Origin of the sequence: Gilliamella sp. Lep-s35, assembly GCF_009795845.1 — a bacterium.
Classification (GTDB): domain Bacteria; phylum Pseudomonadota; class Gammaproteobacteria; order Enterobacterales; family Orbaceae; genus Gilliamella.
Genome location: NZ_WTEX01000002.1, coordinates 107,673 through 120,556, shown reverse-complemented (window position 1 = coordinate 120,556; position 12,884 = coordinate 107,673). Strand labels below are relative to the sequence as shown.

At 31.9% G+C, this 12,884-nt stretch carries 10 protein-coding genes and 1 pseudogene; 5 read left to right on the top strand and 6 right to left on the bottom strand.

What is annotated here, in order from left to right:
* Positions 1-601 precede the first annotated feature (601 nt).
* From GQ590_RS01370 to GQ590_RS01360, 3 genes are all read right to left on the bottom strand, one after another.
* Positions 602-946, bottom strand: coding sequence for a terminase small subunit (locus tag GQ590_RS01370; protein WP_160406030.1), 345 nt, complete (start codon positions 944-946; stop codon positions 602-604).
* A gap of 2 nt (positions 947-948) precedes the next feature.
* Entirely contained in the window at positions 949-1,365 is a 417-nt protein-coding gene (locus tag GQ590_RS01365) for a hypothetical protein (RefSeq protein ID WP_160406029.1), read from the bottom strand.
* Positions 1,366-1,787: 422 nt separating this feature from the next.
* A complete protein-coding gene (locus GQ590_RS01360) occupies positions 1,788-2,447 on the bottom strand; it encodes a DDE-type integrase/transposase/recombinase (protein ID WP_160406028.1) in 660 nt (219 codons plus the stop codon).
* A 481-nt stretch (positions 2,448-2,928) separates the two neighbouring features.
* On the opposite strand from GQ590_RS01360, the gene GQ590_RS01355 reads away from it, so the two are divergent.
* The 5 genes from GQ590_RS01355 (at position 2,929) to GQ590_RS01335 (ending at position 8,708) form a co-directional block, all read left to right on the top strand.
* Positions 2,929-3,093: a hypothetical protein gene (locus GQ590_RS01355; protein WP_160406027.1), complete on the top strand. Its 165-nt coding sequence runs from the start codon at positions 2,929-2,931 to the stop codon at positions 3,091-3,093.
* A gap of 80 nt (positions 3,094-3,173) precedes the next feature.
* Positions 3,174-4,361: a radical SAM protein gene (locus GQ590_RS01350; RefSeq protein ID WP_160406026.1), complete on the top strand. Its 1,188-nt coding sequence runs from the start codon at positions 3,174-3,176 to the stop codon at positions 4,359-4,361.
* Between the two features lie 32 nt (positions 4,362-4,393).
* The gene (locus tag GQ590_RS01345; protein WP_160406025.1) at positions 4,394-5,659 is read left to right on the top strand and encodes an HlyD family secretion protein; all 1,266 of its coding nucleotides are present in this window, start codon (positions 4,394-4,396) and stop codon (positions 5,657-5,659) included.
* Positions 5,656-7,788: a peptidase domain-containing ABC transporter gene (locus GQ590_RS01340; protein WP_160406024.1), complete on the top strand. Its 2,133-nt coding sequence runs from the start codon at positions 5,656-5,658 to the stop codon at positions 7,786-7,788. The genes GQ590_RS01345 and GQ590_RS01340 overlap by 4 nt, the downstream gene beginning before the upstream one ends.
* Before the next feature lie 53 nt (positions 7,789-7,841).
* Complete coding sequence (locus GQ590_RS01335) at positions 7,842-8,708, top strand: hypothetical protein (RefSeq protein ID WP_160406023.1); 867 nt, start codon at positions 7,842-7,844, stop codon at positions 8,706-8,708.
* Between the two features lie 226 nt (positions 8,709-8,934).
* Here the strand turns inward: GQ590_RS01335 and GQ590_RS01330 are convergent.
* From GQ590_RS01330 to GQ590_RS01320, 3 genes and pseudogenes are all read right to left on the bottom strand, one after another.
* Positions 8,935-9,995: pseudogene (locus GQ590_RS01330) on the bottom strand (IS3 family transposase).
* A gap of 58 nt (positions 9,996-10,053) precedes the next feature.
* Positions 10,054-10,716: a class II aldolase/adducin family protein gene (locus GQ590_RS01325; protein WP_160406022.1), complete on the bottom strand. Its 663-nt coding sequence runs from the start codon at positions 10,714-10,716 to the stop codon at positions 10,054-10,056.
* Between the two features lie 27 nt (positions 10,717-10,743).
* The gene (locus GQ590_RS01320; RefSeq protein ID WP_160406021.1) at positions 10,744-12,807 is read right to left on the bottom strand and encodes a BglG family transcription antiterminator; all 2,064 of its coding nucleotides are present in this window, start codon (positions 12,805-12,807) and stop codon (positions 10,744-10,746) included.
* Between the last annotated feature and the right edge of the window lie 77 nt (positions 12,808-12,884).

Below are 12,884 nucleotides of genomic sequence, written 5' to 3'. Positions count from 1 at the left end.
ATGAATACAACTTAATTATGTTAAAATTACAGAATTAAAATAACATTTTAGGGTAAATAAATGAGAGCATTTGCAAAAAATAGCAATAAATATTTAAGCCGTCGCGCTGCTTCAAAGCATAAAGCACGTTTATCAGCAAAATAATAAGACCCTATCGGGCTTTTTTAAATTCACCCCCCATAAAAAAGACTATAATTATAAGCTGTCTTCATAATAAAGATAACCGCCTGTCTTATTTTATCATCCAAATTTGGATCATCTTTATCTTTTATTAGTTGCTGTTCGTTAAGTATGTTTTCGGTGCGTACCTTACTGCGTACCAATTCATCAGATTGCATATTAACGAAACTAAAGATATATAACTATAGTTAGTACGTATTTATTAAGTAAGTTCTTGGAGTGCGCTAACTTGTTAACTGGCTTTTATGATTAAATTGGTATCCATTTATTAAATACTTTTCACTGGATACCTGAGTGGATACCTATATAATTACTAGTGATTATATATTAAATGGATTTTCGGATATTTAAATTCTATAGGAAGTGGCTCAATTTGAGCGTCTAAAACTTGAGCAGGTAACAAGTTTATGCTCTTTGCTTGTCAGGCGGTTAAATCCTTTGATGGTGGCGATACTAGTTCTATGCGCATTGATTTGGATTTGGCTGTAATGCTACTTCCCATAGATTGATGATCTAATATCTGCTTTTCAGAATAACCATGATTAGCAAGCATCAATTTAGCAATACTCGCGTTAAACTCGCCTTTTAAGCCTTTATTAATTAACTCGACTTCTTGGCGTGCTTTAATAAGTTCTACCATATCCTTAAATTCTTCGCTTGAACTCGCATAATTGTATAAACTCGACCTTGAACAGTTAGCATATAAAGCCAGTCCAGCCATAGAGGGAATGATTTCGCCATTTTTGATATTGGAATGGCAACACATTTTCAAACAAAAAAATTAAGGGGTAAGTGTTTTTTAAATTCAACGGGAGGCAAGTAGCCTAACGAAGAATGTAATCGTTTATGATTATACCAATAGGCATTCGATAATGGCAGTTTAATTTGGCTTAATGCCGACATAACAAGCTCTGCTGTTTTATGTTGGCCAACATGGTAACCGACAATCTGCCTATCGGATAAGTTCACTAAAACACATAAATAGTTCCAACGTTGCTTAACTTGAATATACGTTAAATCCGCAACAACAATTTGTTTTTTATCACCAACATCAAATTGTCGTTGCAGGTGATTTTCTGTGGCGGTTTCATTCACTTCCGTAGTGTGAGATTGATAACGTTTAACGGTGTATTTTGATACCAGCAATAAAGCTTTCATCACCCGAGCAATGTAACGGCGTGACACGCAAATATTCTCTTAAACTATTGTTTTCTCTCTTTTGAGTTGCTAAATATTTGCTGATTATGCCACATCTCAACTCAAAGTTCATGCCACACTTTCAGCTTGTGGGTAGATGAGTTTTGTCGATTTTCAATTGATACGCTGATTATCACACAGTTTATCTTAATTGTAGAAATTCCTCGATTTGTTTACAGTAATTTGAGAAAATACTGTAAACAAATCGGCGTTTTCCTACAATTAACGCATTAAAATTAATAGACTAAAAATTATTTTTTAAATTTAATTTGCGAAGGATATGCCCAGCTTTGTAACTCCTGTGAAGGAAATCCTCCGGGATCTTTGCCACCATTAATAAGTAGAGCGTGATAGTAAATTTCAGCCATTTCTTCAATATAAGCGGCTTTTAATACAGCTTCATAAGGTGATTATGCCACATCGCAATTCAAAGTCCGTATCACGCTTTTGGCTTTCCCATTCGTTTGCGGGCAGGCTGGTTTGGTGAATTTTTGATTAATACGATGGCTATGACACGTATTAACAAATAGGTGTTCGCTGGTGCCTTGAAATTCACGCCCGTTATCGGAATAAATACATGTAATGGTATAAGGACACTGGGCTAACACATCGTTTTGTAAAAATTGTGCCGAGCTAAATTGGGATTTATCAGGGTAAATACCGGCATAAAGCTCACGTGAAAAATCATCAATGCCAACAAATAAATATTCTCTAGTTTGTTGTTTCGTTTCATTTTTAAGTAAAGGTAAACGTTTGGTATCAACGTGTAGCATTTCACCCGGATAGGTTTTGTTATAGCGTTTAGCTTGCCGTCTTAATTTATCTTCAATCGATTTTTCGACTTTAACCAGACGTTTAATTCCATAACTGATGGTTTTATAACGGTCATTCTTACTGGCCAAAGGCACAAACAGCTTTAATCGGGCTTTCTTTAGTACGTTATAAATGGTAGGCCGACTGACCATAAAGCGTTTTGCCAAATCAGTGACCGTTATTTTTTCTTTATGATATAAGCGCCATATTTCTTGTCTGTGATAAGGCGTTAGTTTTGTTTTTTTGTGTATATTCATTACAGTATTTTCTCAAATTACTGTAAACAACGCTAGGAATTTCTACACTTTTTTATAATACCGTTAAACCACATAAAGCGATTTTTGGAAAACACCTTATGAGTTTTTAGAGGATTATTTTAACCATGAAGTGTAAACAACTCGGCGTTTTCCTACACCTGATGTATTTTTGAGTAGTTGCCCAAGAGCTTAATTTTGAGCCCACAGCAGCAAAACTACTGGCAGATGTTACCATGAATGGTACCGCAGTAAGCTATAAAAATATTTGTAATGGTTATTTTAATAATTGACATACATCAAATTATTTTCAATGAAATATCAAAACGATGATCTAGTTCACAAATTTATTTTTTATTTATTGATTCTGAAACGATAACCAGTAGAATGCAAATTGATCAACAAATGGCCAAGTAGATCGATATTTAACTTTATTGGCTGTTTTTTGATCAAAAATTTAATTTAAATTTAATTGGAGGTTTATATGTTTTTTTCAAAAAAAACAATCGAACAACGTTTGCGTGATACTGAAGCTAAAAGAAAAAATGTTCCTAATGCGAAAGCAATGGAAGAACTTGCTGCGCAATATCTTGACGAAGTTAACGGCGGTTGGTGGAGAGCATATGCTCGCTGGAGACGTTCTTTTTAAGATATAGATATTATTTTTAGTGTAATTCTAAGGCTACGTTAAACAGCCTTAGAATTAAATCGAACTTAAGAGGAGCAATTATGTCAAATTCTATTAAAGTAGATATATTAGAAGTTATTTTGAAAATAACTGAATGTTGTAATATTGCGTGTCGTTATTGTTATTTTTTTAGAGGTGGAAATATAGACTTCGATGAAAGACCTAATGTTATTAAAAAAGATACTATTCATGCTTTAGCTAGTTTCCTAAAAGAGGCAATTTTAGCAAATGAAATAAAATTACTAAGATTAGATTTTCACGGCGGTGAGCCGTTAATGATGGGGAAAAAACGCTTTGTAGAAATGGTAGAACTATTTGATACTGAACTCTCTCAACTAGTGGATTTAGAATATGTACTACAAAGCAATGGAACTCTTATTGATGACGAATGGGTAGAGATTTTTTCAAAATATAATGTCGCAGCTTCAGTTAGCTTAGATGGAGATCAAGCTATTCATGATGCAAATAGAATCGATAAAAAAGGAAGAGGAACTTACGTCAGAGCTACTGAAGGTTTGAAAAAACTTATTTGTGCAGCAAGAAGTAATAAAGTTGTGTTTCCTGGCATAATTAGTGTCATTAATGACAGCAGTGATACAAAGATAACATTCAAACATTTTCTTGATGATTTAGAAAGTCCCTTTATTTCTTTTGTTGAGCTTGACTTAACAATTGATGAATTAAATCAAGAGACAGTAGAGAAAATAAGTAATAATTTACTTGCTGTTTATAATGAATGGGAAAGAATTAATACGCCTACTATAGTTCATGATATATCGGTACGAAATTTTAACGATATTTTAAAACAATTAGTTTTAAGTGGTACTGAGGCAGATAAAAAAGAGAAAAGAAAATATGTATCCTTAACAATACGTTCAGATGGCTCTCTAAATCCAGATGATATTTTACGCAATATTTATCCGTATTTATTTACTAATGAATATAATATTAAAAATAATACATTATCTGATTATCTCTCTGACGAAAAATTAAAAGATCTTTATAGAAAATTATTTACCTTACCCGAGAAATGTAATGAATGTGGTGTGAAAAAAATATGTAGAAATGGGTGGGGATTCGGTTCGATACCACATCGATATAGCAAAGAAAACGATATGAATAATGTAAATGCTTTATGTGGCGTATATCATGAGATATCACTGAGGCTATGCGACTTAGTAATTCAACAAGGTAAAAGTTATGATTCAATTAAACATAATCTCTTTTAATAACTTTTTTTTATTATTTTGAAAATTACAGAATGAGTGAATCTAATAGATCTCTGTTTCGAGAAGATGCAATTAACAATAATCAGGTAAGATTTTGTGGACAGATCTTACTTACTAGACCTTATAGCATCCGTGCACTTACTTTTTTATTTTCACTCTTATTCATTTCTTTTTTTATATTTTTTATTTTTTTTAGTTATAGTCGAAAAATTCATGTTAATGGTACTTTGCTTCCAGTTGATGGGATAATAAGAATCTTGCCATCAGAATCTGGTATTATTGATGAGGTTTTAGTGCAGGAAGCACAAGCTATAAAACAGGGAGATTCATTATTTATCTTAAAAAACTCAAAATTTCTTCCGATTCAGGCTGATATAGAAAAATTTTTATTGCAACGAAAGGCAAGCTTAATAGACGATCATCAAATTTTACTTAAACAGTATTCAGTAAAAACACAATCAGCAATACAATCAAAAAATAATCTTGAAGAAGAGAGACAGTTATTAGAATCTCAAATAGTTGCACAAAAGGAACGGGTAAGTATTGCAACTAATTTAGTTCAAAAATATAGAAATCTAATCAATTCCAAAAGTATTTCACTTCTGGAGTATGAACAACGTAAGTCAGATTTATTGGATCAGCAATCAATACTTTTTGATTTACAACGAAAGTTAACATCGATTAATCGAGATATAAATAATTCAGATATTGAGTTATTGCAATTACCTTTGCAAGAGAAAAGAGATTATGCAAGATATACACAAGAGCTAAATGCCATTGAAAAAGAAATTGCTGAAAATAACGCACAAAAATTTATTATAATTTCAGCTCCAAAAGATGGAACAATCAGTACAATTATGGTTTCAAAAGGTCAAAGTATTGAGGAAAATAGTCTGATAGCAACTATCTTACCGAAAGATTATACGCTTGAAGCAAATTTATTTATTCCCTCTAATTCTTTAGGATTTATTAAGTTAGGAATGCCCGTATTACTTAGATATCAAGCCTACCCTTATCAAAAATTTGGGCAACATAAAGGTACCATTACAGAAATAAGTAGTAATGCTGTACAAATAAATGAATTAAAATCGTTAGGAATATATTCTCAACAATTTAATAATGAAAAGGATGCTTATTATCGGGTAAAAGTTAAGTTAGAAAAACAAAATATACTAGTTTATGGTCAATATTATCCGCTAAAAATTGGAATGTCTCTTGAGGCAAATATAGTGTTAGAAGATAGAAAAATTTATGAGTGGATACTTGAATCACTATTTAGCATCAACGGCGACTTATGATGAAAGAAAAATTAGATCTTCAGTTTAAATACAGAAATCGATTGCCAATGCATTTACAAAATGAAGGTTCTGAATGCGGATTAGCATGTTTGACAATGATTGTAAATTATTGGGGTTTTAATTTAACTTTAATGGAGATGAGAAATAAGCACTCTTTTTCTTTGAGAGGTGCTTCACTAAAAAATATTATTCATATCGCAAATGAATTAAAATTTAGCAGTCGCCCACTTAGATTAGAATTGGATCAATTAAAAAACTTGAAGTGTCCTTGTATTCTTCATTGGGATCTTAATCATTTTGTTGTTTTAAAGAAGGTCAGAGGTCATTCAGTTTTTATTCATGACCCAGCAGTAGGAAAAGTTAAATTAAAAATTGATGAGGTATCTCACCATTTCACAGGTGTGGCAATAGAATTTACTCCTACCACAGAATTTTTACCCGAGAAAAAGTCACCTAAAATTTCTTTTAAATCTGTTATGGGTAATGTAATAGGTTTAAAAAAAGGATTATTCCAGTTGCTTGTATTAGGGATAATGATTCAAGTTTGTACACTTATATCTCCTTTGTATTTGCGGTGGATTGTTGACGATGTTATAGCCGTTTCAAATAGAGGTTTATTGACTGTATTGGGTATAGGATTTACTTTGCTTGTTTTACTGCGGATATCAGTTGAAGCAGTGAGATCTTGGTTTACTGCAGTATTCTCTACACAACTTAGCTATCAATGGAGAGGGAATGTTTTTAGCCATATTCTAAATTTGCCTTTAGAATGGTTTCAACGTAGACATCTCGCTGATATTGTATCTAGATTTCATTCAATTCAAGAAATACAGGATGGATTAACAACTAAGGTTGTCGCTAGTATAGTTGACGGTCTTTTAGTTATTACGACTTTTGCAATGATGTGTTCATATAATTTTACACTTGCTATGATTTCTGTTTTTTCAATTTTTCTTTATGTAATTTTACGATGGTTTACATTTAGTCAACAACGAAATATAACGTCCCAACATATAATAAGTAGAGCTAATCAAGAAAGTCACTTTCTAGAATCCATTAGAGGTATGCAAAGCATTCGCTTATATAATCATCATAAAGAACGCTATATAAATTGGATGAATTTATCTGCTAAAGAATTTAATGCACATCTACGATTAGAGAAGTTTAATATTTCTTTTCAATTTGCAAACACCTTAATTTTTAGTTTGGATCGAATCATAGTTATCTGGATCGCCGCTTCATTAATTCTAGATAATTTATTTTCTATTGGTATGCTTTTCGCTTTTATGAGCTATAAAGAACAACTGTCCGATAAAATAGTATCTTTAATAGATAAAATTTGTGATATTTCAATGTTAAAACTACATGTTGAGCGTTTAGCTGATATTGTTTTTAGCCCTGTGGAACGTAATGAAACAGGCGCACGAACAGTTGATAAAAGATTAATTTCTGATTTTACCATTGAACTAAAAAATATATCCTTTCGTTATTCAGACAATGACCCCTTTGTTTTGAAAAATATAAATTTAACTATACCTATGGGGCAGTGTCTAGCTATAACAGGTCCATCTGGGTGCGGAAAAACAACACTCTTAAAGATAGTTTTAGGTCTTTTGAAGCCAACCGAAGGGCAAATATTTATTGGTGAAACTCCTCTTTCTAATTTAGATATAAACTATTATAGAGGTTTAATAGGAACAGTAATGCAAGATGATCATTTATTTGCAGGAACAATAGCAGATAATATTTGTTTTTTTGATTCTGAACCTGAACAAGAAAAAATAGAACACTACGCCTTAAAGGCCGCAATTCATGAGGAAATAGTTAAAATGCCAATGAAATATAACACGATTATAGGTGATATAGGCACGGGATTATCAGGTGGCCAGAAGCAAAGAGTTTTATTCGCTAGAGCACTTTATAGAGAACCTAAAATTCTAGCGTTAGATGAAGCAACTAGCCATTTAGATATTGCAAATGAAAAAATAGTAAACACTTCTATAATAGGTTATCATTTTACTAAACTTGTTGTTGCACATAGAGCAGAAACTATTAATATGGCAGATAGAGTGGTATTATTAGACAATGGTTTGATCGTCGAAGACTCCTTAAACACTTGTGTTAAATAAGATTAAATCAAAAAATGCACTTGAGCGATACTTATACAATGAGAAAATTTATTATGAATAAAAGGCTATTATCTTTAATCATATTATTAATAAGTAACTTTGCACAGGGTAATGAAACCGTTTGGGATCTGACTTTTGATAACAAATATAATTTACCCATTGTAATAATAAACCTCGAAGGTGAAAAAATTGCATTAACATTAGATACTGGCACCAAAGAAGCCTTACACCTACCAATAAATTTAATTGATAAAATTCCAAATAAATCTGAAAATTTACAAAAAATAAAAAGTATTGATTTATCTGGTAATGTTTCAGAGGTTAGATCATTTATTATCAATAATTTAAAATTAAATTCCTTTATTTTTAAACGTGTGGGAGTCGTAGAATATAACAGTTGGGGATTAAGATTTTCTAGTGATAATTCTAATAATAACGAAAATGAAAATATAGAAAACCCAGTAATTGGACTAGGTTTGTTTGATGGTTATGTGTTAACTATTAATTATCCTGAAAGTAAAATAATAGTATCGGATGAAACGGATATTTCTGCTGACTTAGATAAAAAATGGATTCCAATTCCCTTTCATCTCAATGATGAAGGTTTAGCCATTGAGATGTCTGATGGCATAAAAGATTATAAAATGATTTTAGATAGTGGGGCCTCCATGTCAGTGATAAAAAAGCAATCCCTGTCCTTTAAAACGATTAAAATAAATGATGATGAAAGTGATTATAAATTTGTTTCACTTAAAGTAAATAATGTTGCTAATGATAATATCAAAGCTGTTATATTGGACTCCCTTCCTGCTGAGTTCCAGTCTGATGGATTGATTGGGTTTGATTTTCTTAGTAAAAATATAGTTAAAATTGATTTCAAAAATAAGAGACTCTGGATTCAAACAGTAGTAAAAAAATAATTTTATAGCGAACTTTAACATATTTAATTGAATTTTCGTATTTGATACCTACTAATAAATAGTTTCATGAACATCCAAAAATTAGAGTAAACATATTTAGCTGTAGAAATTCCTCGATTTGTTTACAGTAATTTGAGAAAATACTGTAAACAAATCGGCGTTTTCCTACAATTAACGCATTAAAATTGTAAATACCCCATTTTTAGCACAAAACTCACATAGAAAATTACGCTGCCTGTTTTAGTGTTTTAAATTCAATCGGCGTCATATTATTTAGTGCCTCATGCGGTCTTTCTGTATTATAAATGGTTAGCCATTCTTCAGTCATTCTCCTTGCTTGCTCTAGGTTGTTAAAAAGATATAAATCTAACACCTCGGTTCGATAAGTTCGGTTAAATCGTTCAATATAACCGTTTTGATATGGGCTACCAGGCTCAATATAATCAATAGTAATACCATGTAATTTTGCCCAATTAGTAAACGTTTTTCCAGTAAATTCTGGCCCATTATCGACCCGTATTTTTAACGGATAACCATGGTATTGAGCCAGTTTATCCAGATAACGAATGATTCTACCTGCAGGTAAACTAACCGCAATATCAATGCCTAATGCTTCTCGGTTAAAGTCATCAATGACGTTGAATGTTCTAAAACGGCGTTGATTTTGGCTACTATCACTCATAAAATCCATTGACCAACATTCACCTTGTTTATTAGGAACCGATAACTTTTTAGGGGTTCGGGGTGGAATACGCTGTTTACGATTCCATTGATAACCGAGCTTTCTAATGCGATGAAAACATTTAGGAAAACCCCAACGTAAATGTCTTTCTGCGATATTGCTCAATATCGCAATAATCATCGAGTCATCCGGCAACTTAGGTTGATAATAATAAGCACTGCGACTTAATCCCATTATTGCGCAACTCATTGCAATTGTAATTGCATGTGTTGCTTGTCGCTTTTCCGCCCACGTTTTACGTTCCTGCGTGGGCATTACAGCTTTTTTATAATTTCTTCCTGAAGTTGGGATTTTAAACTTAACTCAGCAAACATCTGTTTAAGTTTGCGATTTTCTGCCTCAAGCTCTTTTAAGCGTTTGATATCTGAGCTTTCCATTCCGCCATATTTTTCTCGCCACTTATAAAAAGTCGAGTTGCCCATGCCATATTTACGGCACAGTTCTTTAACCGGAATACCCGCTTCAGCTTCTTTTAATATCGATACAATTTGGTGTTCAGTTATTTTTTCATGTTTAAATCCTCTTTTACTTTTATTATGGAGAATTTTCTACTTTTTTGCTGTGCTATTTTAGGGGGGAGTTACAAAATTAATAGACTAAAAATTATTTTTTAAATTTAATTTGCGAAGGATATGCCCAGCTTTGTAACTCCTGTGAAGGAAATCCTCCGGGATCTTTGCCACCATTAATAAGTAGAGCGTGATAGTAAATTTCAGCCATTTCTTCAATATAAGCGGCTTTTAATACAGCTTCATAAGGGTCTTTATCTACAGCAATCGCACCATGTTTTTCCATCAAAATTGCATCAGCTCGTTTTATGGGTTCTATAACGCTATTTGAAAGATCTGGAGTTCCTGGTCGTCCATAGGGTGCAACAGGAATCACACCATCTTTTAAATTAAGAATTGCACATTCATAAACAACCGCTGGAATAGGTCTGGCTAATACGGCAAATGAAGTTGCAAAAATAGAATGAGTATGCGAAATAGCAAAAATATCTGGGCGAGCTTTATAAATCTCAAGATGCATTAAACATTCACTCGTTGGTCTCAATCCAGAATCTGCTTCAATAACATTTGCATCAAGATCCATCACAACAATATCCCGAATTGTTAACAACTTTTTATCAATTGTTGTTGGCGTAACAAGTACATACCCTGTTTCTTTATCACGAACACTAGAATTACCGGCTTTATGTTTACAAAGCCCCCACTCACTCGATTTTTTAGCCATATCCACAACATATTGTTTTTGTATCTCTAACATTTTCAACTCCTATTTTCACAAGATATTTCATTGATAATTGGCAAATAATTCCCAGATTTCATTGCTATTTTTGGCATTTCGTATGCGAGTTGCGCCGTCATTTAATTCTAATAATTCATTTAATTGGGCAAGTGCTTTAAGATGTTTTTGTGGATTATTTGTTGCTAAAACAACAATTAAATCAGCCTTCATATAACCACAAATATTGATTTTTTCAGATAACTTAAGTAGAGACATAGAAACTTTATTCACACCATCATCAATACCTGCATGAGCAATAATTAAGCCATTAACCAACATAATATAAGGTTGTTCGAATTGGATTTTATTAATCATTCTTTCAAGATAATAACTTTCTATGGCTTGGTTATTTAACAGAGGTTGAGCAGCTAATGCCAATGCTTCTTGCCATGCTATATCAACCTTTTCTGTAATATTGATGTGTTCTTTTTGCATTAAGTCAGCTAATGAGGGAACTTCCTGTTGTGTTATTCGCACTGGGTTATCATTTACTTCATCGTTATAAAGATATGCAGTTAATTCCTTTTGTAAGGCTTTTTGATCTTTGATATTGGTGTATTTTTCAATAATTAACATAAGTTCTTCTACTTGAATTATGCTCTGATCAATACCTTGTAAAGCACCAATCACTTGATTTCGAAAAGCATTTTTATGGGAATTATTAAGTAACGAATTGACAATAAATAACAATTTATCGGTAGATAAATATGAAGTAGAAAAAACAATATCGTAATAGTGATTATATTTTTCAAATTCACGTTTAGACATGGCATCAGAAAAATGTAATTCAGGAAGTAATACTTGTAAAGTTAAGTAAAGATAAGTTGAAACAGTTGCACTATTCTCACAAACAAAAATAGCTATCTTTTTAGTTTTAATTTGATTGATCAAACCTTCTCGAGTTAACCAACCACCAAATAATACAGTAATAAAAGCGACTTCTTCATCAGGCATATTACAATGTAAAATTTTTTCAAAAGGATTAATTGCTTTTCGAACCATTTCATGTAAATGACCAAACTCCTGTAATACGATGCTATATACACTATTAATATTGGTAATGTGATAACGAATACGATAATAAGCGGGTTTCCAATGCTGATATATACGTTCAATCAGTTCGCTTTTATCTTGAAAAGCGATACAACTAATCTGTTCAAAATTATTAATAACTTCAACGACACTTTCTAACAATACCGCATCTAAATGAAAATATTTATCAGATATTGTTTGTATATTGGAACTTTGAACTAATACCATTAAAAAAATTTGTTCATTCAGATCTGTAATACCGAATTTTTCGATCAACTTTTTCAATAATTGAAAATCACGACTATTGGCTGCTTCAGCATAATTTTCAGGTAACCGTTTAATTTTTTTATCTGTTTCTATTCGCTGTAGTATAAAACAAATAAAATAAGTCAACTCTTGCAACTGCTCATCAGTAAAAACAATTTTTAATTTTCTTTCTATTTCACTAAAAACCTGTCCTACTTGTTCTAAATGCCCTTGGGTAATAATCTCATTTTCTCTAAAAATCTTATCAGCTATTGGCATACTGATAATTTTACGAATTAATTTTAGTAACAAATAACGTTTGTCGATTTCATCACCGATGATACGATATCCATTCTCACGGTCATAGTTGATTTGTAAATGATATTGAACAATCATTGCTTGTACTTTTTTAATATCATTTATAACTGTATTTTGGCTGACAGTAAGAGACGAAGAAAGATGTATTAATGACAACCTTTCTGTTCTAATTAACAAGAAAAACAGAAGCAAATGAATACGTTCATCTTCTGAATAAATATAACGTCCAATAGCAAGAGATACAGGTTCATCCCTAAATGTTTCGATCACTAATTTTGGAACACTAAATTTACCAGTCTTAAATCGTCTAATTAACCCAAGATTAGATGATTCAAGGAAATCATTAATTTTCTTAACGGTGTAACTAAGCTGTTTACGGGTTAGCCCAAATTCAGATTGAAGTTCAACTCCACTAATGTTTGGATTATGAATTAATGCTTTTAATACAGCATGAACCCGCTTATCGACAACCATATAACAATTACCTTATTGTTCGTTGTCTGATGGTAATTAACATTACCATCAGATTTACTGCAAATTATGTTCAACGA

Coding starts and splice junctions, on each gene's coding strand:
- GQ590_RS01370 (WP_160406030.1), bottom strand. CDS start 946: ATGTGTTGCCATTCCAATATCAAAAATGGCGAAATCATTCCCTCTATG.
- GQ590_RS01360 (WP_160406028.1), bottom strand. CDS start 2,447: ATGAATATACACAAAAAAACAAAACTAACGCCTTATCACAGACAAGAA.
- GQ590_RS01355 (WP_160406027.1), top strand. CDS start 2,929: ATGTTTTTTTCAAAAAAAACAATCGAACAACGTTTGCGTGATACTGAA.
- GQ590_RS01350 (WP_160406026.1), top strand. CDS start 3,174: ATGTCAAATTCTATTAAAGTAGATATATTAGAAGTTATTTTGAAAATA.
- GQ590_RS01345 (WP_160406025.1), top strand. CDS start 4,394: ATGAGTGAATCTAATAGATCTCTGTTTCGAGAAGATGCAATTAACAAT.
- GQ590_RS01340 (WP_160406024.1), top strand. CDS start 5,656: ATGATGAAAGAAAAATTAGATCTTCAGTTTAAATACAGAAATCGATTG.
- GQ590_RS01335 (WP_160406023.1), top strand. CDS start 7,842: ATGAATAAAAGGCTATTATCTTTAATCATATTATTAATAAGTAACTTT.
- GQ590_RS01325 (WP_160406022.1), bottom strand. CDS start 10,716: ATGTTAGAGATACAAAAACAATATGTTGTGGATATGGCTAAAAAATCG.
- GQ590_RS01320 (WP_160406021.1), bottom strand. CDS start 12,807: ATGGTTGTCGATAAGCGGGTTCATGCTGTATTAAAAGCATTAATTCAT.